The sequence below is a fragment of the Paenibacillus lactis genome (assembly GCF_017873605.1).
Classification (GTDB): domain Bacteria; phylum Bacillota; class Bacilli; order Paenibacillales; family Paenibacillaceae; genus Paenibacillus_AQ; species Paenibacillus_AQ lactis.
Map to the genome: position 1 here is coordinate 142,252 of NZ_JAGGKI010000013.1, position 21,045 is coordinate 163,296.

The 21,045-nt window shown below is 51.1% G+C and carries 21 protein-coding genes; 17 read left to right on the forward strand and 4 right to left on the reverse strand.

Going from position 1 to position 21,045, the window contains the following annotated elements; all coding sequences use genetic code 11:
• Positions 1-51 precede the first annotated feature (51 nt).
• From J2Z18_RS21770 to J2Z18_RS21785, 4 genes are all read left to right on the forward strand, one after another.
• Positions 52-1,134, forward strand: a complete 1,083-nt coding sequence (locus J2Z18_RS21770; protein ID WP_007128372.1) for a glycoside hydrolase family 172 protein — start codon at positions 52-54, stop codon at positions 1,132-1,134.
• A gap of 225 nt (positions 1,135-1,359) precedes the next feature.
• Entirely contained in the window at positions 1,360-1,893 is a 534-nt protein-coding gene (locus J2Z18_RS21775) for a hypothetical protein (RefSeq protein ID WP_210095296.1), read from the forward strand.
• Between the two features lie 13 nt (positions 1,894-1,906).
• The gene (gene map, locus J2Z18_RS21780; RefSeq protein WP_007128370.1) at positions 1,907-2,653 is read left to right on the forward strand and encodes a type I methionyl aminopeptidase; all 747 of its coding nucleotides are present in this window, start codon (positions 1,907-1,909) and stop codon (positions 2,651-2,653) included.
• Positions 2,654-2,762: 109 nt separating this feature from the next.
• A complete protein-coding gene (locus J2Z18_RS21785) occupies positions 2,763-4,361 on the forward strand; it encodes an amidohydrolase (RefSeq protein ID WP_210095297.1) in 1,599 nt (532 codons plus the stop codon).
• A 170-nt stretch (positions 4,362-4,531) separates the two neighbouring features.
• Here J2Z18_RS21785 and J2Z18_RS21790 read toward each other — a convergent pair whose 3' ends face one another.
• Positions 4,532-5,479: a ketopantoate reductase family protein gene (locus J2Z18_RS21790; protein WP_210095298.1), complete on the reverse strand. Its 948-nt coding sequence runs from the start codon at positions 5,477-5,479 to the stop codon at positions 4,532-4,534.
• 277 nt (positions 5,480-5,756) lie between these two features.
• On the opposite strand from J2Z18_RS21790, the gene J2Z18_RS21795 reads away from it, so the two are divergent.
• From J2Z18_RS21795 to bahA, 4 genes are all read left to right on the forward strand, one after another.
• Positions 5,757-6,329, forward strand: coding sequence for a TetR/AcrR family transcriptional regulator (locus J2Z18_RS21795; RefSeq protein WP_210095299.1), 573 nt, complete (start codon positions 5,757-5,759; stop codon positions 6,327-6,329).
• Positions 6,330-6,463: 134 nt separating this feature from the next.
• The gene (locus J2Z18_RS21800) at positions 6,464-7,177 is read left to right on the forward strand and encodes a response regulator transcription factor (protein WP_210095300.1); all 714 of its coding nucleotides are present in this window, start codon (positions 6,464-6,466) and stop codon (positions 7,175-7,177) included.
• Positions 7,174-8,340, forward strand: coding sequence for a HAMP domain-containing sensor histidine kinase (locus J2Z18_RS21805; protein ID WP_210095301.1), 1,167 nt, complete (start codon positions 7,174-7,176; stop codon positions 8,338-8,340). Before J2Z18_RS21800 ends, J2Z18_RS21805 begins: the two co-directional genes overlap by 4 nt.
• A 96-nt stretch (positions 8,341-8,436) precedes the next feature.
• Complete coding sequence (bahA, locus tag J2Z18_RS21810) at positions 8,437-10,695, forward strand: bacitracin amidohydrolase BahA (RefSeq protein WP_210095302.1); 2,259 nt, start codon at positions 8,437-8,439, stop codon at positions 10,693-10,695.
• Positions 10,696-10,825: 130 nt separating this feature from the next.
• Here bahA and tatC read toward each other — a convergent pair whose 3' ends face one another.
• From tatC to J2Z18_RS21825, 3 genes are read right to left on the reverse strand one after another with little or no spacing between them, the layout of a single operon-like run.
• The gene (gene tatC, locus J2Z18_RS21815) at positions 10,826-11,557 is read right to left on the reverse strand and encodes a twin-arginine translocase subunit TatC (RefSeq protein ID WP_007128363.1); all 732 of its coding nucleotides are present in this window, start codon (positions 11,555-11,557) and stop codon (positions 10,826-10,828) included.
• The gene (gene tatA / locus J2Z18_RS21820; RefSeq protein WP_007128362.1) at positions 11,554-11,739 is read right to left on the reverse strand and encodes a twin-arginine translocase TatA/TatE family subunit; all 186 of its coding nucleotides are present in this window, start codon (positions 11,737-11,739) and stop codon (positions 11,554-11,556) included. Before tatA ends, tatC begins: the two co-directional genes overlap by 4 nt.
• A gap of 19 nt (positions 11,740-11,758) precedes the next feature.
• Positions 11,759-12,442: a hypothetical protein gene (locus tag J2Z18_RS21825; RefSeq protein ID WP_007128361.1), complete on the reverse strand. Its 684-nt coding sequence runs from the start codon at positions 12,440-12,442 to the stop codon at positions 11,759-11,761.
• Positions 12,443-12,563: 121 nt separating this feature from the next.
• On the opposite strand from J2Z18_RS21825, the gene J2Z18_RS21830 reads away from it, so the two are divergent.
• From J2Z18_RS21830 to J2Z18_RS21870, 9 genes are all read left to right on the forward strand, one after another.
• Complete coding sequence (locus J2Z18_RS21830; protein ID WP_376773071.1) at positions 12,564-13,343, forward strand: gluconate 2-dehydrogenase subunit 3 family protein; 780 nt, start codon at positions 12,564-12,566, stop codon at positions 13,341-13,343.
• 33 nt (positions 13,344-13,376) lie between these two features.
• Positions 13,377-15,092: a GMC family oxidoreductase gene (locus tag J2Z18_RS21835; RefSeq protein ID WP_210095304.1), complete on the forward strand. Its 1,716-nt coding sequence runs from the start codon at positions 13,377-13,379 to the stop codon at positions 15,090-15,092.
• 42 nt (positions 15,093-15,134) lie between these two features.
• Positions 15,135-15,545, forward strand: coding sequence for a c-type cytochrome (locus tag J2Z18_RS21840; RefSeq protein ID WP_007128358.1), 411 nt, complete (start codon positions 15,135-15,137; stop codon positions 15,543-15,545).
• Between the two features lie 174 nt (positions 15,546-15,719).
• Positions 15,720-16,502: an SDR family NAD(P)-dependent oxidoreductase gene (locus J2Z18_RS21845; RefSeq protein WP_007128357.1), complete on the forward strand. Its 783-nt coding sequence runs from the start codon at positions 15,720-15,722 to the stop codon at positions 16,500-16,502.
• A 540-nt stretch (positions 16,503-17,042) separates the two neighbouring features.
• The gene (locus J2Z18_RS21850) at positions 17,043-18,125 is read left to right on the forward strand and encodes a Gfo/Idh/MocA family protein (RefSeq protein ID WP_007128356.1); all 1,083 of its coding nucleotides are present in this window, start codon (positions 17,043-17,045) and stop codon (positions 18,123-18,125) included.
• A 149-nt stretch (positions 18,126-18,274) separates the two neighbouring features.
• A complete protein-coding gene (locus J2Z18_RS21855; RefSeq protein WP_210095305.1) occupies positions 18,275-18,664 on the forward strand; it encodes a VOC family protein in 390 nt (129 codons plus the stop codon).
• A 125-nt stretch (positions 18,665-18,789) separates the two neighbouring features.
• Positions 18,790-19,314 (forward strand): DUF3189 family protein, encoded by a 525-nt coding sequence (locus tag J2Z18_RS21860; RefSeq protein ID WP_210095306.1) that lies wholly within the window; start codon positions 18,790-18,792, stop codon positions 19,312-19,314.
• A gap of 146 nt (positions 19,315-19,460) precedes the next feature.
• Positions 19,461-20,450: a glycosyltransferase family 4 protein gene (locus tag J2Z18_RS21865; RefSeq protein WP_210095307.1), complete on the forward strand. Its 990-nt coding sequence runs from the start codon at positions 19,461-19,463 to the stop codon at positions 20,448-20,450.
• Positions 20,450-21,022 carry a methyltransferase domain-containing protein gene (locus J2Z18_RS21870; RefSeq protein ID WP_210095308.1) on the forward strand — a complete coding sequence of 191 codons (573 nt, stop codon included), beginning with the start codon at positions 20,450-20,452 and terminating at the stop codon, positions 21,020-21,022. The genes J2Z18_RS21865 and J2Z18_RS21870 overlap by 1 nt, the downstream gene beginning before the upstream one ends.
• Positions 21,023-21,045 lie beyond the last annotated feature (23 nt).

Here is a 21,045-nt window from a genome sequence, read left to right on the forward strand (position 1 = left end):
ATTGTCGAAATCATTAGCAATAGAACGCTTACAAATGGAGGGTGAACAAGCATGTCAGCATTCAACGGCCTGGATATGGGTCTGGGAAGTTTGCCGCGCTTATCTAAAGCGGTCACACGTTCAATCAGCCCGGAAAACTTCACTGGAGAAAAAGGGAAAGGAGCGATGGCGACGGAAGGAACCGGGGCAGCATGTGCCCGCGATCTGGGCCAAGGCTGGAAGGTATCGCCATCCGTATCCATTCCGGCAGGAACCACCTTTGTGTTGGCCGACATCACCGGTCCGGGAGCGATCCAGCATATGTGGATGACCACGTTTCCAGGCCATTGGCGGAATTTAATTTTACGCTTTTACTGGGATCATGAAGAGGCTCCATCCGTTGAGGTGCCTATTGGCGATTTCTTCTGTAATGGCTGGTGTGAGCGCAGCAATGTGAATTCCATGCCGATCTCCGTAAATCCGGCAGGAGGAATGAACAGTTACTGGCTGATGCCGTTCCGCCGTAACGCGCGATTGACCGTGGAGAATCGGGCGACAGAGGATGTCATCCTGTATTATCAGATTAATTACACGTTGACTGAGGTGCCCGAGGACACCGCCTATTTCCATGCTGCATGGAACCGAAGCAATCCCGTGAAATATAAGGACGTTCATACGATTATCGACGGAATTCAAGGAAGAGGACACTATGTCGGCACTTATTTGGCGTGGCAGGTGAACAATACCGGCTGGTGGGGCGAAGGTGAGGTTAAGTTTTACATGGACGGCGATGGCGAATTTCCGACCATCTGTGGAACCGGAACGGAGGATTATTTCGGCGGGGCCTGGAATTTCGAGCATCCGACCGGCGAATACGGTACCTTCTCGACGCCGTTCTTGGGACTGCCGCAGATCATTAAACCGGATGGCTTGTATCGCAGTCAGCAGCGCTTCGGCATGTACCGCTGGCATATCATGGATCCGATCCGGTTTGAGGAGGATTTGCGGGTGACGGTTCAGGCTCTCGGATGGCGCTCGGGTGGAAGGTATTTGCCGCTGCAGGACGATATTGCGTCCGTTGCGTATTGGTACCAGGCCGAGCCGCATGCGACATTCCGTGCTCTGCCGGATAAAGATCACCTGGAAGTGATCTGACAAGGGCAGCATGATCATGTCACCGTAACCGAGAAATGCTTTGAACAAACACATAGCGTGTAATAGACGGGATGGGGTGCGGCTTACATAGCCGCGCCTTTTGTCTGTGCTCTTTTTAGTGAATCGGGTTAAAATTGTTGAAATTCAGCTATATTAATGGTATAAATGGATTGAATCCATTTATCCATTGAACGGGGAGCATCGATGAAGGAGGAGGCGTCTGGTATGTGTCCGATACTATCCCGAGAGCATTATTTTCTGCAGGTGATCAATGAGCTGAATCAGCATAGCGTGGAGAGCGGAAGCTTGGAGGAGAGACTCCGGGATATGCTGCTGGAATTGGCCGAATCGGTTCGGGACGGAAAGCGGCTCGGCATGGATACGCTCCATCGCTTGAATAAGCTCTTCGAGCAATATCAGGCCATACGGCTGAAGGTGAGCTTAGTTCCAAGGGCGGCTTCACTGTTTGCTGGTGAAACAGACGAGCATACCAGTGATACCGGTGAAGAAGGACAGCAGCTGCTGCTGCACTCGGAGTTCTTGGATGGACCGGATCAGTTGAGACGAAAATACATGGAGTCGATCATCAGCCTGCTTGAGGCTATGGAGAAGAGCACGCTTGCGCTGCAGACCTGTGTACAATGCGATCGCTGGTTCATTCCCTATCGCAGGGCCCAGGTCACTAAGTTTTGCGGCTCGGCTTGCCGCAACCGTTATCATTATGAACGCACTAAAATGGGCAGCCGAAGGCTGATATAGGAGGAAACCGATCATGATCACACTAAAATCGAATAGGGAAATCCAATCCATGCACGAAGCGGGCAAGCTGCTCGCCGCATGCCATCGCGAAGTCGCGAAGTTAATTAAGCCCGGCATCTCAACCTCGGCCATCGACCGTTTTGTTGAAACCTATTTAAAGAAGCACGGGGCTGTTCCGGAACAGATCGGATATAACGGTTACCAGTATGCAACATGCGCGTCGGTAAACGATGAAATCTGCCACGGGTATCCCCGGAAGGAGCCGCTTGCAAACGGGGATATCGTTACGATCGATTTCGTCGTCAATTTGAACGGCAGCTTGGCGGATTCGGCCTGGACTTATGCGGTCGGCGACGTTTCCGAAGAGGCGAAGGGACTGATGGACGTAACCCTCGAATGCCTCTACAAAGGAATTGAGCAAGCTCAGATCGGAAACCGGATCGGTGATATCGGCCATGCGATTCAGACGTATGCCGAAGCTCGGGGATACGGGGTTGTCCGCGAGTTCACCGGTCACGGCATTGGGCCGCGGATCCATGAAGAACCTCAAATCCCTCATTTTGGATCTCCGGGAAAAGGGCTGCGTTTAAAGGAAGGCATGGTCATTACAATCGAGCCGATGATTAATGTGGGGGTATGGGAAAGCAAGATGGATGCAAACGGCTGGACCGCAAGGACGGCGGATGGAAAGCTATCCGCGCAATATGAACATACCATTGCCATCACAAAGGACGGACCGCTCATATTGACGATGCAATAATGCCAGGTGTTGGAAGCAAAGGCTTCGGGTTGATTCCCGGGCCTTTTTTGCGTCTTCGGTAAGTCTATGAATTTGATATAATGAGGAAAAACATTCGGAGGACATATCCATGAAACCAGTCCTATTTATGAATGGAAAAATATGGACGAGGCAGTCCCCCACAGCTGCGGATGCCGTATTTGTGGAGGATGGCGTCATTCGCGCCATTGGCAGCGCGGCCGATCTGCGGCTTCAGCTGGCAGGTAAAGACTATCGCATAGTGGATTGGGAAGGTGCCTGGGTGCTTCCGGGCCTTGTCGATGCCCATATGCATCTAGGCATGCATGGATTGAAGCTTGGCATGCTCGACTTTACGGAAGTGACAAGCAAAGACGAAATGCTGGATATGCTGAGGAAACGTGCTGAGGTAACGCCGCCGGGAGATTGGATTCTGGGGCTGAATTGGAACGAGAACAGCTTCCGGGAAGGCACGGTGCCTCATCGGCTGGAGCTGGATGAAATCTCGACGGTACATCCGATCTTTTTAACGAGGACCTGTTTTCATGCTTATTTGGGCAATTCGGCAGCATTTCGCCAAGCAGGCATTCCCGAAGGGGCTCCGGATCCGGAATCCGGAGCCTTCGGCAGGGATCCGAGCGGACAGATGAATGGATGGATCTATGAAAATGCATCGATTCCTTTTTTTGACGTTCAGCCGCAGCCCGAGGCTGCAGCTTTGAAACACGCACTACATGAAGCTTGCCGGGATGCGCTCCGTCTTGGCCTCACGGCTGCGCACACGGAAGACCTGCGGCTTCTCGGCAGTGCGGACGACATGCTTCGCATCCATCGGGAGCTAAGAGAGATGGGATTGCATTTTCGCACCCATCAGCTCATGTATCATGCGTTTCTGGCAGAAATAGAGGATCTTCAATTGAAGGCTGGCAGCGGAGACGAATGGAATCGCATCGGTGCAATCAAGCTGTTCGTCGATGGAGCCGTCGGCGGAAGAACGGCATTGTTAATGGAACCGTATGACGATGCCCCGCATACCTGCGGGCTCGCAATGCATTCGCCGGAAGAGCTTGCACATATTGTCCGAAGCGCGCGCAAGCTGGGTTATCCGGTGGCCTTCCATGCGATCGGTGACGCTGCTGCCGAACGCATGGCAGAAGTGCTGGAAGCCAACCCGCTTCGGATGGATGCTAAGCTTCCGGACCGTTTCATACATGCCCAGATTGTTCAGCCGCCTACAGTTGAGCGGATAATGAAGCTCCGTCTGGCCGTCGATCTGCAGCCAAGGTTCGTTGCCAGCGACTTCCCTTGGGTGCTTGAACGGGTCGGCTCCAATCGGACAAACTATCTGTATGCATGGAAGAAATGGCTGCGAAGCGGGCTGCCTTGCTCGGGCGGGAGCGATTCGCCGATTGAACCGTTGGATCCGTTTCTTGGCATTCATGCCGCCGTTACAAGACGAAAGCCGGGTGAGCGGCATGAGGGCTACATCCCGGAAGAAAAGCTTAGCGTAACCGAGGCCGTGGAGCTGTTCACCACGGGCAGTGCAGCAGCGGCGGGTGAAGCAGGGGAGAGAGGGAGCATCGAGGTCGGGAAATATGCTGATTTCACCGTCGTTGACCGAATGATACATAATGATATGGATCCGGATGATCTGCTAAAGATCAAGGTGTGTATGACGGTTGTGAATGGCGAAATAGGGTATATGGCCTAGGACATGCCGGTTCGCAGAGCGCTTAGTTTATTAACTAAGGGATGATCCAGGTCGAACTGGGGCAGCTCCGGCTGTCTCTTTGATCCGGATCTGATCGAATGTTTATGAAATCTCTGCTCGCTGGTCGAGCAGAGATTTTTTCTATGAAAAAGCTTCTTAAATTGACGAAGCTACTTATTCGGACTATCAACGGGGGAATACCGTTGAAGCTCGTCCCAAGCGGGTGTGGCCATGTTCGCCCGTTTCTTCAATTGATTGAAGGCATGCTGTAAAGCGGTCGTCTCGTTTGCCGATACGGCCTTATCGCTTAACAGGATTCCGCTAATCGGGGTTGACAGCATTATCTTTAACAGGAAGTAAAACAGCTTTCTTTGTTTGCGGGCGAATTGCTTTTGAGCGGCGGGAGTAACCGTATAACCGTTCTTCTCCAACACTTGATGTCCCTCATCTACAGCATCGATCACGAGATGAAGGAGCTTCTTGTCTTTTGCGGCTCTCCGCAGATGGCCGTTATAGGAAGAAGTTATGAAATTCAGGGGCAAGATGAACACAAAATGACTTTTCAGCCATTCATCCATATCTTTCTGATAAGACCACTTAAATTTGGTGTTAACCAAAGCCTGGTCGATTACCGAACGCCAAGACAGGTCCTGGCCTAAACCTCCGATGTTGATTTTGGTTCTTGGGCTGCGGACACTTATGACAAGACCATTCTCTCTCCAGCCAGCGATCGACTGAAAAGCGAATGCAACCTTTTTTGGTACCGGACTATGGGTTTGCAAATACTCCTCCATTGGCCCTGGACTTGCATTGTTGCCCATCAAGACGATATGGCGGCTGTGGTTTGCTGCAAGCGCAGGCAATACCGACTCGAAATCCGGGTATTTCATCACGACAAAAATCAGGTCATAAACATCGTCCGGCTGGAGTTCGCGGATGACCCGTACGTTATGTACCGTGGTCCGAAATTGTAAATAGTGCCGGATGACATTGCCGTTCTTCTCCAACTCATCCGCCCGTCGTCCTCTGGCCAGCATCGTGACCTTGTGTCCTCCGCGCTCCAGCTCGTGGGCTAAATAACTGCCCAGCACGCCTGCGCCGTAAACTAATATTTGCATCGCGGATCCTCCTTTAGCGTCCTCTCCCATCGTCATGTCGGATTGGACGGATGATTGAGTTGAATCATTTGATCCAACCCGTGTTTGCTTATGCGCTTATTTGTTTCAACAAAGTTTTTAAATAATCGTTATGAAATTTAAAAATTAACAGCTTGATTCTATATGGACATCAACCAGGATGTCAAGAAGTTTTTAAATATTACCGATTAAATTTAAAAATTATTCGATTTATGTTAAAATACCTGAAGTGATGAAATTTGGAAGCGGGTGAAGGCGGATGAACAAATTCGAAATCAGAACGCAGCAAAAGAAGGATGCGATCATTCATGCGGCATTAAAGCTTTTTAAAGAAAAAGGCTTCATCCATGTCAGCATTAAAGACATTGCCGAAGAATCCGGCGTTTCATCGGTATCCCTGTATAACTACTTCGGCAGTAAAGAAGGGGTGGTCAAAGAATGTGCAAACGTTCTGATGCAAAACACCATCCGAAGAGCCAAGGAGCTTTTGCAGCAAAATATCGACTTTAAGGACAAGCTATCCCAAGTACTGGAGATCTGTGCCGAACAAGACTACCAGTTGCTTGGCACACCGGGTGCCGTTGAAGATCAGGTGCTGGCAAGCTTATATAGCGAAAACACCAATCAAATTAGAATCGAGCTTATTCAGGAATATATTGAGCTGGGGAAGAAGGAAGGGGCGATTCACGCTTCGGTTTCCGTGGAGACCCTCTTGGAATTATTAAATGCCGTAGGGTCACTCCAAGCTTTATGGGCAAGATCGGGGAATTATAAAAAGAAGATGGCTGAGCTTAATCAGCTTCTCTTGTATGGTTTTGTTGGACGCCGCTAAATGGTTAGATGGAAAGTGCCTTTCCGATTTCGGAGGGTGCTTTTTGTTATTTACCAACTTGTTCTTGAAACTACGCAAAAAAGGAAATTCGCCTCCCAAGGAGAACCATATACTACTTGGAGGAGGATGCATTAATGCCAAAAACCATACTTGTAGTCGATGATGATCCGGATATTATCGATATGCTTAAACTTTATCTGGACGCAGAAGGATATCAGACACTGGAAGCTTACGACGGTAAAGAAGCCTTAGCGCATTTGCGAAGCAAGCACGTGGATCTGGCGCTGTTCGATATCATGATGCCGTTCATCGATGGGTTTCAGCTGCTCCGCATGATGCGGCAGGATTATAAGATCCCGGTCATTCTCATTTCGGCCAAAAATCAGGAGCTTGATAAAATAACCGGTCTGAAGCTGGGGGCAGACGATTATGTGTCCAAACCGTTCAGCCCGCTGGAAGTGATGGCGAGAATACAGGCCCAGTTGAGACGTTCATATGAGTTCAATGAGCTGCCTGAAGCTCCGCGGGTATCCGACACGTGCATCGGGGACCTGCAGCTGGATCACCGGGAATGCACGTTATATATCAAGGGAACGCCGATTTCGCTGAGCGCGATCGAATACAAATTATTGAAGCTGTTCATGGGGGAGCCGGGGCGCGTATTTACGAGGAAGCAAATTTTTGAGTATGCCTGGGACGAGCATTATCTTGCTGACGATAACGCCGTCATGGTCCAAATCAGCAGGCTGCGCGACAAAATCGAGGCTTGTCCGAGGAAGCCCGTCTATATCAAAACCATTCGCGGGCTCGGTTACCGGTTTGCGAAGAAAGATGAGTTACAGCCATGAAATCGCCTAATCGCCTGCAGCGTTCGCTGATCCGTCAGTATATTTTTTTCTTTATAACGATAGCTCTCATTGCCGCGTTTTCACTGTTCGTATTAAATGCGCAAATGGTGAATTACTTTAGGGAGGCTTCCGGACCGATCAAGTCGGTGGAGGCTGAAGTTATGGGCGGTCCAGCTGCCGCGCCTGGAGTGAACAGCGAACAGCATGAGCAAGAGAAAGTGAAAGTATTTTATGGAATGGCTCTGAAAACGCTTCTGCTGTTTCTCGCTTTGTTTGCAATCATCGTATATGCCTTCGGAAGGTGGACGGCATCCCGGGTAACCACTCCGCTTCGGTCGATCGCAGACGGCATCCGGAGCATCGCTCGCGGACATTACCACGAAAGGCTGAATTTTCAAGCGAGCTATGAGCTTGCGCAAATTCAGGATGATTTCAATGAAATGGCAGTGCGGCTCGAACAAATCGAGAAGGAGAAGCGGGAGCTGGAAGAGAGTAAGCAGCGAATGCTGATGGACATTTCCCACGACTTAAAAACACCCATGACCACCCTTCGTGGATATATCGAAGCGATGGAGGTAGGGCTCGTTGATTCTGAAGAGAGAAGGGCGCAAATCCTGAGCATGATCTCCAATAAAGCCAGTCTGATGCTAGAGCTGATCGACGGGATCTTTGAGCTGTCCAAGCTGGATAGCCCGGAGTATCCTTTTGACGTGCAGACCTCGGACATAACGGAATTTACGAGGGCCATCGCGGCCGAGTATTACGAGGTATTCGAGGAGCATAAGTTTTATTTCCATTACGATATTCCCGATCGGGAAATCTGGATCCCATTTAACGCGACCTGGTTATACCGGGCCGTTTCCAATATCCTGTCCAACGCTTTGAAATACAACCCGCCCGGAACAACCGTCGGCTTGAAATTGGCAGCTGCGGGTAACGGGGTGGAAATTCACCTGTCGGACGATGGAGTCGGCATTCCGGAAGACATACAGGGGAAGGTGTTCGATGCATTTGTTCGCGGAGACCTTGCCCGGAAAAGCGATGGCGGTACGGGGCTTGGCCTTGCTATTGCCAAACAGGTCATTGAAAAGCATGGGGGAACGATCACGCTGACCACGAACGGGCAAACGACATTCGTTCTTTTTCTGCCTGAAGAAATGTAAGATTTCTGAAAGAATAGGGAAAGCGGGATGAAAGAGTTGTCCGGTAATCTCTGATGTAGAACCAACTATATAGGGTATACAGGAGGACTGGAGAGTTTGGAGACACAAGAAGAGAAACAAACAGAGAAGGGCCCGATCTTGATTCGAAGATGGATCACTGGCCGGAAACGCATAAAGCCGCTAACGCCCGGTTGGAAGGGAGCGTCACTCGGGCTTGGCGTCATCGCATTGATCCTGGTCCTTATTCAGGCAAGATATCTATTGACGGGGCAAGATTTCGTCCGCTTTTTCACAGGTACATTCCTGTTTGTCTTCGCCGTAGCGCTGATTAGCGGATTGGCTGCATGGCTGCTGCACGGGGTAAAAAAACTGCCAAGTCGTTATATTTGGATATTGCTGTACTCCCTCAGCATGCTTTTATTTTGCTTCATTGGACCGTTGGAAGTATCGGTAGTTTTCATCGTGTTGTTTGCAGTTGTTTTTTCTTTGTTTGGTGCATTGGTTTATAATGTTGCAACCGGAAGATACAAGCAGGCTTCCAAAACCAGGAAAATTGGTGCCGTGGCCTGTTTATCCCTGATCGCATTCGTGATCGGCTCCGGCAGCTTCTGGTTGATTCGTGCGGGGGATGAAGCTGCTCCGGACGTGACCTTGAAACAGCTGAAAACTTCAGCCCGGTATGATGGCACGGCGATGAAAAACCCTGCCGAGCAAGGCGAGTATCCAGTCAAAAGCCTGCTGTACGGAAGTCCGGACAACTATCGAAAAGAGTTCAATCAAAGCGGTTCGCTGACTACCAAGACGGTGGATGCTTCCGAGTTTGTCGATAAATGGTCATCCGTTCGCACGAAGTCGCTTGGATTTGGCCCCGATGCCATGCCGTTAAACGGAAAAGTGTGGTATCCCGAAGGGGAGGGCCCCTTTCCGTTAGTTCTCATCGTCCATGGCAATCACTTGATGAACGATTATTCGGATGCGGGATATGATTACCTGGGCAAACTGCTGGCGAGCAAAGGGTATATATTTGTGTCGGTGGATGAAAATTTCCTGAATTTCTCCCCGTATGAGGATCTGTTCCTGCTTAGCCCGCTGCTGAATGAAAATCCGGCAAGAGGTTTGCTGCTGCTGGAGCATTTGAAAACCTGGAAGGGCTGGAACAGCGATCCGAACCATCCCTTTTATCAAAAGGTCGATATGGAACGTATCGCGCTGATCGGGCACTCCCGAGGCGGGGAAGCGGTCACCATCGCCGCTGCCTTCAACAGGCTCTCGAGTCATCCGGACCGCGGCCATATCAAGTTTGATTATAACTTTTCGATCCGGTCTTTGGTGTCCATCGCCGGCACGGACGGGCAATATAAGCCTCAAGGCAAACCGCTGCCGCTGAAAGATGTGCATTATTTGGCTCTGCATGGAGCTCATGATATGGATGTCAGCAGCCTGGACGGTGCCAAGCAGTATCATCGGATTCGGTATACGGAGGGCACGGATTACATGAAAGCCCTGGTCTATATTTATGGTGCCAACCACGGCCAGTTTAACGGAGGCTGGGGCAGAGGAGATGTGGCAGGCTTGGGGAACCAACTGTTTAACGTCCGTCAAATCATGCCGCGGGATGAACAGGAAGCGATTGCGAAAGTGTTTATAGCCTCGTTTTTAGATGCCACGCTGAAGGACCAAGGGCAATATCGAGAGGTGTTCAGAGATTTGGGGTACGTCAAGGAATGGCTTCCCGATAATCTGTACGTCGGCAATTATAACGATTCGCAAACGATCCTGCTTGCGGATTATCAAGAAGACATTGATCTCCAGAGCACCACGTTGCCAGGCGGCAGCATAATGGGCGAGAACCTCCAGCAATGGAAGGAGGAGAAGGTGAAGGCCAAAATGGGTGAAGCGGATTACAGCGCAGTCCGTTTAGGTTGGAATTCAAAAGCTTCGGCTGAACCCGCAGCCTATACGGTTACGCTCCCTGAACGAGCGGTGAAGACAGGCGAGGAGAGCTCCATCGTATTCTCGCTGGCGGATGCCCGCCGAAAAGAAGATAACGGCGATCCGAAGGAGCTGATCAATTTTACGATTACGGTAGAAGACAAGAAGGGCCGTCAGGCAAGCCTTCCCCTCAGCCATATATCCAAACTGCCGCCTGTCATTAAGGGCAAACTGCTGAAATGGCCATTATCTAATTTTGGGGAGACCTCGGAACCCGTCTTTCAGAGCTATGATCTCGGGCTAGGCGATTTCAAAAAAATGAATCCGGATTTCAATCCGGAGCAGTTAACCAAGATCCGTCTCCAGTTCAACCTGACCAAGCGCGGAACCATCCTGCTGAATGATGTAGGCATCCGTCCATAAACCTGCAGGGACGCTCTGAATGAAGGCTTGAAGCTTAACGAACCTACAAAATTATAGACACGCTAAAGAGCCGCCGGCATGGCGGCTTTTCTCCGTTGTCATCAATGCACTGCCGCACCCGAGCCACCATTCACTCGCTGATCGGATTGAGCTTTGTCAGCCTTCTTTGATAGACGAGACGGGAGAGTCCCACACTAATCTCATACAAAAGGAACAGCGGGACGATCACGAGAATGTCGGACACGAAATCAGGGGGCGTAATGGTCACGGCGGCAATGGTCAGCAGCAAATAAGCGACTTTTCGCATTTTGGCCAGCCGCAGCGGATTCAGGATACCGAGTGACGTTAAGAACATGATGACGACGGGCATTTCGAATAGAACGCCGAACGGTACGGTCATATTGATCATGAAGCGGAAATACTTCTCCGCCGTGTATGCGGTCATAAAGTTGCCGGACAGCGAATCCAGAAAGGAAAGCACCATCGGATAGATCACAAAATAACCGAAGGAGAGACCCAGGACAAACAACCCTGCAATCGCCGGAATATAAGCAAGCGTGATGCGGCGTTCAACAGGGCGAAGACCCGGCACGACAAACCGCCATACCTGATAACCTGCGACCGGAGTCGTTACCGCCAATGCGATCACGCCTGCGATCATGAGATACACCCAGATAACATCCGTAGGCCCCAGAACCTGAAGCTGACCCTCGACATCGCGGGTCAGCATCTTGTACAGGGGTTCTACGTACAGGAAAGCGGCACAGAGGGCAACCAAGAAGGTGCCCAATGTAATCATAATCCGCTTGCGAAGTTCCATAAAATGCTCCGTCAGATGCTGCTCCTGCTCCCGATCCGTCATTTCAGCTTGTCTCCTTCTTCCGTATCGTTCGCGGATACGAGCTCGCGCGTCGAGTTTTTAAACTCGCTGAGCGTCCGTCCGAAAGCCCGCCCCAGCTCAGGCAGCTTCGATGGCCCGAAAATAATCAAGGCGATCAACAGGATCAGAATCAATCCGGTTACTCCGATGTTTCCCAGTGGCATAAGATCAACTCCCCTACATTTATTGTTCTTTCGAAGTCATTTGCAGAAGCTTGGTGATATCACCGGCGATGGATGCATCTCGCGGCGAATCATGCAGCTTGGATGCGATCCGGTCGATCAGGCCAGGCGCCTCCGGATGGGTCACGGTGAGAATTTGCACATGCTTATTAAACATATTCCTCACTTCTTCTCTCGCCTGAGACAGATTATCGGTCTGCGAGGTTTCTTTCCCTGTAACGCCTGGATCCGGCTCGCCTTTACCAGACAAACCGTCCATCTGACTTAATACCCTCCTCTGTATATGGTCATATTGGTTTGAAGACACGGTGGATTCGGCTTGAGCCAGAATGATCGTGTCATTCACGACAAATGCCTTAATGCCTTCAATGCCCAGCCCCGCGAGTCTTGATTGGACGTGGGAGGACACGCCCCCTTCATGCAGGCTGGAGGAGCCGATCAAGCTGTATACGGTCGTGCCCATTTCGCTTGTCGTCTCCCCATTCTCATTGGTTGTACGTGTTTTCATGCCATGGTAGCTCGGGATGAGATCCGGATCCTGCACATGATGCGCTGCATTGGGATGCACATTCTGAGCTTTTTGCGTGTTCTGTTGATTGTCCGTTTGATTTTGACAGGCTGTGAGCGCAAGCAGCAGCGCAGAGCCTAGAATCGGAGCTTTGCAGCGACTCCAGAATGGATTCATAACTATTCGCCTCCATATGGTTTGGTAAATGTAGCATGCCCGGATGGAGAATAATGTATGAATGGAATTTTGCTGGGGACAATAACGGTATCCAAATGAACTAGAGTAGGGGTGCAAAGCCTTGAGCGAACAAGATCAACATTCACAACAAAATGAAAACCGTGAAGCAACCAAAACCAAAGAGTCCCAAAGAATGTCACGACGGAAATTCTTGACGAGATCCTGCTATGCAGTCGGAGGCGTCGTCCTGGGCGGCTTGCTAGGGTATCTGATCCCGAAGGAGAGAGCGAAGCCTGCAACACCGCCGGCACCACAGAAGCAAGAAGCGAACTACAATGAAGCTTTGATGTTCTTCACGCAGGAGCAGTATGCAATTACGCAAGCAGCTGTGGAGCGAATATTCCCGGCGGATGACAACGGCCCGGGAGCCAAGGACCTCGGCGTAGCCTTCTTTATCGACCACCAGCTGGCCGGGGATTGGGGCTTCAATGCCAGAGACTATATGCAGCCGCCATTCTATGTCGGCGAAAAGACGCAAGGCTATCAGGGGCGGATTAACCGGCGCGAGATATTCTATATCGGCTTGAGGGAGCTCCAGAACTACAGTCAAAAGAAATACAAGAAGGACTTTCCGGCCCTGTCTCCTGAAGAGCAGGATGCCGTATTGACCGCATTTCAGAATGATGAAGTGAACGTAACGACGATATCCGCAAGCGGATTCTTTAACCTGCTGCGCAGCAGTACCCTGGAAGGGGTCTATAGCGATCCTTTATATGGAGGAAACAAGAATATGCAGGGCTGGGCGATGAGGGATTATCCCGGCAACCAGATGACCTACACGAATATCATCGAGAAAGATTTCACCGTCGTGCCGCCACAGAGTCTGAGAGATCACTTGTAATTCAACCACTATACACGTAAGCGAGGTAAACATATGGCCAAAAAATTGCCTAAGACGGATGTTGTCATAATCGGCGTCGGCTGGGCCGGCGGTATTATCGCATCGGAATTGACGAAACAGGGACTGTCTGTTGTCGGATTGGAACGAGGAAAGGAGAGGGTGACGGAGGATTACTATATGGCGCATGACGAGCTGCGTTACGCGCTTCGTTATGATCTGATGCAGGATCTGTCCAAAGAAACGATTACGTTCCGGGGCAATGAGAAAATTCGCGCCCTGCCTATGCGGCAGTATGGATCCTTCCTTCTCGGAGAGGGGGTAGGCGGGGCCGGCGTACACTGGAACGGGCAGACGTACCGGTTCCTTCCCTATGATTTTGAAATCCGCAGCATGACGGAAGAGCGATATGGGAAAGATAAAATACCGCCGGGCATGATGATTCAGGATTGGGGAATAACCTACGACAAGCTTGAGCCGTACTTTGATAAATTCGAGAAAATGGCGGGCATCTCAGGCGAGGTGAACCCGCTCGCGGGTAAGCGTTCGAACGATTACCCGACGCCGCCGATGCTCCATACGCCATCGATGAAGATGTTCGTAGAAGCGGCTAAAAAGCTCAATCTCCACCCGTACACGGTACCTTCCGCGAACCTATCCGAAAGCTACACGAACCCGGACGGCATTTCGCGGGCGGCGTGCCAATATTGCGGATATTGCGAGCGGTTTGGCTGCGAATACGGTGCGAAAGCCGATCCTGTCGTTACCGTGATCCCGGTTGCGAAGAAAACCGGTAAGTTCGAGATCCGGACGCACTCCTACGTAAGAAGGATCTTACATAGCGGAGGCAAAGCGACCGGAGTAATGTACACGGATATGACAACGGGCGAGGATATTGAACAGCCTGCGGATATTGTGGTCTCAACGGGGTATGTATTTAATAACACCCGCCTGATGCTGCTGTCCAAGATTGGCAAGCCGTATGATCCGGCCACCGGTAAGGGAGTCATTGGCAAAAACTACGCCTATCAGGTTATCAAAGGAAATGCGGTCGGCTTTTTCGACGATCAGAAGTTCAACCTGTTCGCCGGCGCGGGCAGTCTCGGCGTTTGCGTGGATGATTATAACGGGGATAATTTCGATCACTCCGATCTGAAATTCATCCATGGCGGAAACATCGCCCATACGTTTACGGGCCAGCGTCCGATTCAGAACAACCCGGTGCCGGAGGATTCACCGCGTTGGGGCAAAGAGTTCAAGGCCAATTCCTTGAAATACGCCAACAGCGTGCTTACGATCGGTTCCCAAGGCTCCTCGATGCCGTTTCGGCATCACTACCTCGATTTGGATCCGACCTACAAGGATGCGTTCGGGGACCCGCTCATTAGGATCACCTTCGACTTCGAGGAGCAGGACCGGGAGCTGGCACGATATCTATCGGACCGCTGCGGGGACATTATGAAGGAGATGGGCACCGACCGCATTTTGAAAATGAAAGAGCTTGGGCCGTACGAAATCACGACTTACCAATCCACGCATAATACCGGCGGCGTCATCATGGGGGCAAGCCCCGACACTTCGGCAGTGAACAACTATATGCAGATGTGGGATATGGAAAACTTGTTTGTCATCGGGGCGTCCGCCTTCCCGCATAACAGCGGCTACAATCCGACAGGCACTGTGGGAGCTTTAGCTTATCGCGCGGCGGAGGGGATTGTCCAATACAGCAAAAAGGGCGGGTTGTTGGTATAACCTGCAGCTTGCACATCACACTTCAAGGAGGTAGTACACACCATGTTCAAAAAAGGTTGGTTCATAGCGGCACTGATCACCGTGCTGGTTCTATCGCTGGCAGCCTGCGGCGGTGGAGGGAACAATGCAACAGAACCCGCTCCGGCTGACGGAACCGAACAGGCTCCGGATACGGCGAATGGCGGAAATGCAGGTAATGGCGAGGGAGCGACTGGCGGGGATGTCAGCGCTCAAGCGCAGTCGCTGTATAATGCAAACTGCATGGCTTGCCATGCAACGGATTTGGGCGGAGGCGGCAACTTTCCAAGCCTTCAGAAGATAGGCGCGGAACATTCCGCCGAAGAGATTGCCGGCATCATTTCAAACGGCCGCGGAGGCATGCCGTCGTTCAAGGACAGACTATCGGAAGACGATATTACGGTGCTGTCGCAATGGTTGGCACAGAAGAAATAGAAGGATTAGCATATAGCAGAACAAGCCGGTGTCCGATCAAGGGCATCGGCTTTTCCTTTATTGCCGGAAATCATTATTGCCGAAATTCATATTACCCGCATGGCTCAAATGATAAAATGATAGGTGAAAGACATTATCTTACATGAATGATGGAATCGAAAGGAGCTCAAAGAGATGGACTTAGGACTTCAAGGCAAAGTCGCTCTCGTAACCGGCGGGAGCAAGGGCATCGGGTTGGAAACGGCTGTCACGTTCGCTGCGGAAGGAGCGATGGTTGCCATTTGCGCCCGGAACGAGGAGCAGCTGGAAGACGCGGCCGCGATCATCAAGGATCGGACAGGAGCGGATGTCCTGATCATCAGCGCCGACGTGACGAAGCCGGCGGACTGTGAGCGGGCGGTAGCGGAAACCGTCAAGCGCTACGGCCGGCTCGACATCGTCATCAATAATGCTGGAACCGCTGCTGCGAAGCCGTTTGAAGGGATCGATGACGAAGCATGGACAGCCGATTTGGATCTGAAGCTGTTCGGAGCGATCCGCATCTCACGGGCGGCGGTACCGTATTTGCGCGCGGCGAGCGGCGGCTCTATTATTAATGTCACGACATCTTCAGCCAAGACCCCGCCTGCCTCATCGATGCCCAGCAGTGTAAGCCGTGCCGCCGGACAAGCCCTGACTAAGGCCATGAGCCGTGATTTGGCGCAGGACGGAATTCGGGTCAACACCGTTTGCATCGGCATGATCCGAAGCGACCAGCTGGAGCAGCGCTGGAAGAGGGAAGAACCGGGTCTCACATGGGAGCAATACGCCCGGGATCCCCGTCACCACATTCCGCTCGGCCGGATCGGCGACACCGATGAAGCGGCGAAAGTCATCGTGTTCCTAGCTTCCGAAGCAGCTTCTTACGTCACAGGAACATCGGTGAATATCGACGGGGGAGCTGGACCGTCGCTATAAAAAGCTTGCATGCAGCCTTCAAGACAATAGCAGTTTGCAGTGGACGCGCTCCCTGCAGGCAACCACAGAACAGCGGGCAATCCGCTGTTTTTTTGTGGTTCGTATCCGAAGAGCTGAGTTGATTGGAAGGGGACTGGCAAATATTTCAACCTGGCCGGTCGAAAGTGAAGAGCGATGCGAGAGGATGATGTATGTGCCATGGCACCTTCGATAGGCACCTTAAGTGCTGTTTTTATCTTCCGATGTTTGAAGGATGTCGTAATTTTATAGTCGAACATGTCGCATAGTTGGACTAAAAAAAATCGCAAGATGTGGTACCTTATATTTGGATGTCAGGATTCATGGCGCTGCCGCTTACAGAGGACCTGAGGCCGGCCCGTCTCTCATGATCGGCTCAGGCCGACTTGCCGATGGCGGATAACCCTAGCGGTTCAATGTGGCAGAATTACATAGAAGAACGATACCTGACCCGTCTGCACCTGATGCGTGCGCATTGGATTCATACCGATTACATTTTATGCAAAGAGATGGTGATGATTGATGAGTAAAGTATATCGTATCGGCATTATCGGCTGCGGCGGCATTGCAAACGGAAAGCATCTGCCGAGCCTTAGCAAATTGAAGAACGTGGAGCTCGTTGCGTTCTGCGATATCGTGAAGGAGCGCGCGGAGGAAGCTGCCAAGACGTACGGAACCGCGGATGCCAGCGTGGTTACCGATTATACCGAGCTTCTGAAAGACGAGACCATCGATATTGTCCATGTTCTGACTCCGAACGATTCCCATGCCGACATTTCGATTGCTGCGTTAGAAGCGGGCAAGCATGTCATGTGCGAGAAACCGATGGCCAAGACGGCGGCGGATGCCAAGCGAATGCTGGAAACAGCAAAGCGCACAGGCAAGAAGCTGACGATCGGTTATAATAACCGGTTCCGTGAAGACAGCTTGTATTTGAAGCAAATGTGCGAAGCCGGCGAGCTCGGCCACATCTACTATGCAAAGGCACATGCGGTGCGCAGAAGAGCCGTGCCGACTTGGGGCGTGTTCTTGGACGAGGAGAAGCAAGGCGGGGGTCCGTTGATCGATATCGGTACGCACGCGCTTGACCTGACGCTGTGGATGATGGATAACTACAAGCCGAAGGTTGTGCTTGGCACTACGTATCATGAGTTGTCCAGTAAGGAAAATGCGGCAAATGCATGGGGGCCATGGGATCCTAAGAAATTTACGGTTGAAGATTCGGCCTTCGGCATGATCGTCATGGAGAACGGTGCGACCATCATTTTGGAATCGAGCTGGGCGCTCAATACGCTCGAGGTCGATGAAGCGAAGTGCAGCTTAAGCGGCACCGAAGGCGGCGCAGACATGAAGAACGGGCTTCGGATCAACGGGGAACAATTCAGCCGGTTATACACGAAGGAAATCGAGCTGAGCTCCGGTGGCGTCGCTTTCTATGAAGGACGCAAGGAATCGGCGCCTGATATTGAGATGAGAAAATGGATTGAAGCAATCGAAGAGGATAAGGATCCTGTCGTGACGCCGGAGCAAGCGTATGTGGTATCCCGCATTCTTGAAGCGCTGTACGAATCCGCACGCCTTGGTCAGGCGGTATACTTGGATTAAATTTGCATTTTCATATCCATAAAATCTGAGGAAAGCTCTGAATAATCAGAGCTTTCTTTGCATTTATAGCAATCGGGAAGAATTTATGAGTGAGCGATTGAATTAATATTGTGCTTAGATGATGGATATATGGAAAGCGAGGTAACCGCGTGATTTTTGAAATAACGATACAGGTTCGCGTTGCGAATTATCCGGAGGGGCTGGAATGGTACCGAACGTTGATGAACCGGGAGCCCGATTTTATTCCCCATGAAGGATTTGCAGAATGGGAGCTGATTCCCGGGTGCTGGCTTCAGGTAGCGGAAGGCGAACCGGCTCCGGGGAGCGGTCCGATCCGTTTAGGTGTACAACATATCGAACGGGAGCGCCAACGTCTTGCCCAGCATTTAAAGACGGAGAGCTTCACCATCCACACTCGGGATGAAGTTCCTGTTAAATGGGGAACGTTTACCGATCCATGGGGGAATCGAATCGGCTTATTTGAATATATGAACAAAGATGAAGAGAGAGAACGGATCCGAATGATCGCCAGTAAATGAAATCGTGAAGGTTTCCCGCTGGCCCCGTCCATGAGCTGCAGAATATCGGAACGCCGATACTGGCGAATGAGAACCACCTGTTTGGCAATAATATACTTAATAGCCTAGGCAGGAGGGACGGCGGGATGATCTTCATATACCACGATTACGGCGGGACCCATACGACGTCGCTGGCGGCCGCTTACCATTTGAATAAGCTGCCGACGCACCGGAAGCTTACAAAGGAAGAAATATTGGCCGTTGATTATTTCAATCAGCTCACGGCTTCAGATATGGGCAAGCTTATCTTTCGTGGACTGGATGAGGACGGAAATCCGGTATACACGGTTGGAAAGGGAAATTCCAAAGCCGTCCTCCCGGCAATGGTTCATATGGCTTCCATGCTTCAGGATAAATTCAAGAACGATGAACCGATCATTTTCTCCAATACGTCGCCTACCGTGCCGATGATGATGAGCATTGGAGGATTTCTGTCCCGGGGACTGAAATTGGATGTGATTGGCGTTCCGTTTCTGGTTAATGGGGCTCAGCAATGCTGCAGGACGATTTATGAGCTCGTGCTTCACACGAAGGAGACGGCGGCGGCCAGGGCAGCCACGGATTCGGTGATCATTCTCGACAACCAACATTTTAAACGTAGAAGACAGTAACAAAGACCTTGATCCGTCAGGGTCTTTTTTTGATGCCTTTCAAGTGAGAGGGTTAACCGATTTGTCCGATGAAATAGACCGATTCATCAATTTTGTCCATCACGTAACTAGGGGATACACCCTCGAATATAATCCAAAAAGGAGGCATGTCGAACGTAAAGGATAAAGGGGGAGTCAGACTGCCAAAAGATCTTCTGCTGTACGATGTAGACTGGTGGATTCTGGGAAAAACAGCCCGGGTTCTGCAGCGTTATCATCCGAATCTCGAGCTGATGTCGTTTGCTGAAGCAGAAAAGCTCGTTGAATCCGTCGGCGCCCAAGAAATCAATCAGCGTTATTGCGTTATCAGCTCGATGTGCTTAGGAATTGCCGCCTGGGCGATCTTCAAGCATATCCGAGTCGATTCTTCCGCTGCCGTTTCTTATTATTATTTCACTCGAAATTATGAAGCCTTTCGGGAATGGATGGATCCGATCATTCCGGACCCTGAATTCCTTCGGTTGGTGCTTTCCCGCATTCCCGTCATCGGTGCCATGAACCGCAGGCTGACGGCTGCTCTTCAGGATTTGGTTCCTCAAGCACGTATCGATTTTATCGGACATTTTGTCAACACGTTGCATTTTACCCCCGCGGAATCCGTCCGTGGTCCAGATCAACCGTTTGTGATCGGGTGGGCCGGCGACAAGGGGAAGAAGTCGAAAAACTATCATTCGCTCGTTGAACCGATTAAGCAGTATTTTGACCGTCATCCGGGAATCCAGCTCGTGGAAACAAGCGGAGCGTATGCCTATGAAGATATGCCGCGCTTTTACCGCTCCATTGATCTTCTTCTGATCACCTCATCGAGTGAAGGCGGCGGGGCGCCGGCGCTGGAGGCTTTTGCCTGCGGCACGCCAGTTCTGTCTACGGACGTCGGATACATTATGGAAGCCGCCGGCTCTGATTTATATCCTCTCATTCTAAAAACCGATCATCCGCTTGATTTCATCCACGCCATTGAGCACTGGATGCATCATAGGGAAGAGCTGAACTTGATCGGTCAACAGTGCCGGAACAACGTAGAGTTGAACTGGAACATCGAATCAGGGGCAAGGCGCTGGTTATCCCATCTGTTTAACCGAACGGAGGTGAAGTGATGGGAACTTCGAATTGGCAAAATATTTCGTATTGCGTGGAGCTTATCCGCAGGGTGGCGCCGTCTAGCGTGCTTGATGTCGGCGTGGGCTTTGGGCGCTGGGGCATGATATGCCGCGAGTTTCTCGATGTATGGCAGGGAAGGGTGTTCCGGGAGCAATGGACGACAACCATCGAAGGGATTGAGGTGTTCGAGCGAAGCATCGACGATTATCACGATTTCTTCTATAACCGGATTTACCGTACGGAAGCCTACGACTTTTTAGTGACTCAGAAGGAGCAGAGAAAGTACGATTTGATTATTCTAGGCGATGTTCTTGAGCATTTTACGAAACGGCGGGGCGATGAGCTTCTGCGATCTTGTCTGGAGATCAGCCGTTATGTCCTGCTTAATATTCCGATCGGGCAGGATTGGCCGCAGGGAAGCGAGTATGGCAATGAATATGAAACCCACCGCAGCGATTGTAATGAAGCGGACTTTCAAAAATATCCTGTCGTGGAAAAAAAGATGTTCAAGGATTACATTGGCCGCGACTTTGCAACGATGCTGCTGCAAGGAAGTCTGCTGCACTGAGCCTAAACCGAGACGAATGGGTG

What these genes read in the sequence shown, in the direction of transcription:
- J2Z18_RS21840 (WP_007128358.1), top strand. Translation starts at nt 15,135, where the DNA reads ATGTTCAAAAAAGGTTGGTTCATAGCGGCACTGATCACCGTGCTGGTT.
- J2Z18_RS21845 (WP_007128357.1), top strand. Translation starts at nt 15,720, where the DNA reads ATGGACTTAGGACTTCAAGGCAAAGTCGCTCTCGTAACCGGCGGGAGC.
- J2Z18_RS21775 (WP_210095296.1), top strand. Translation starts at nt 1,360, where the DNA reads ATGTGTCCGATACTATCCCGAGAGCATTATTTTCTGCAGGTGATCAAT.
- tatA (WP_007128362.1), bottom strand. Translation starts at nt 11,739, where the DNA reads ATGCCACTGGGAAACATCGGAGTAACCGGATTGATTCTGATCCTGTTG.
- J2Z18_RS21800 (WP_210095300.1), top strand. Translation starts at nt 6,464, where the DNA reads ATGCCAAAAACCATACTTGTAGTCGATGATGATCCGGATATTATCGAT.
- J2Z18_RS21870 (WP_210095308.1), top strand. Translation starts at nt 20,450, where the DNA reads ATGGGAACTTCGAATTGGCAAAATATTTCGTATTGCGTGGAGCTTATC.
- J2Z18_RS21795 (WP_210095299.1), top strand. Translation starts at nt 5,757, where the DNA reads ATGAACAAATTCGAAATCAGAACGCAGCAAAAGAAGGATGCGATCATT.
- J2Z18_RS21790 (WP_210095298.1), bottom strand. Translation starts at nt 5,479, where the DNA reads ATGCAAATATTAGTTTACGGCGCAGGCGTGCTGGGCAGTTATTTAGCC.
- J2Z18_RS21835 (WP_210095304.1), top strand. Translation starts at nt 13,377, where the DNA reads ATGGCCAAAAAATTGCCTAAGACGGATGTTGTCATAATCGGCGTCGGC.
- J2Z18_RS21805 (WP_210095301.1), top strand. Translation starts at nt 7,174, where the DNA reads ATGAAATCGCCTAATCGCCTGCAGCGTTCGCTGATCCGTCAGTATATT.
- J2Z18_RS21770 (WP_007128372.1), top strand. Translation starts at nt 52, where the DNA reads ATGTCAGCATTCAACGGCCTGGATATGGGTCTGGGAAGTTTGCCGCGC.
- J2Z18_RS21860 (WP_210095306.1), top strand. Translation starts at nt 18,790, where the DNA reads ATGATCTTCATATACCACGATTACGGCGGGACCCATACGACGTCGCTG.
- J2Z18_RS21865 (WP_210095307.1), top strand. Translation starts at nt 19,461, where the DNA reads ATGTCGAACGTAAAGGATAAAGGGGGAGTCAGACTGCCAAAAGATCTT.
- map (WP_007128370.1), top strand. Translation starts at nt 1,907, where the DNA reads ATGATCACACTAAAATCGAATAGGGAAATCCAATCCATGCACGAAGCG.
- J2Z18_RS21850 (WP_007128356.1), top strand. Translation starts at nt 17,043, where the DNA reads ATGAGTAAAGTATATCGTATCGGCATTATCGGCTGCGGCGGCATTGCA.
- J2Z18_RS21825 (WP_007128361.1), bottom strand. Translation starts at nt 12,442, where the DNA reads ATGAATCCATTCTGGAGTCGCTGCAAAGCTCCGATTCTAGGCTCTGCG.
- tatC (WP_007128363.1), bottom strand. Translation starts at nt 11,557, where the DNA reads ATGACGGATCGGGAGCAGGAGCAGCATCTGACGGAGCATTTTATGGAA.
- J2Z18_RS21785 (WP_210095297.1), top strand. Translation starts at nt 2,763, where the DNA reads ATGAAACCAGTCCTATTTATGAATGGAAAAATATGGACGAGGCAGTCC.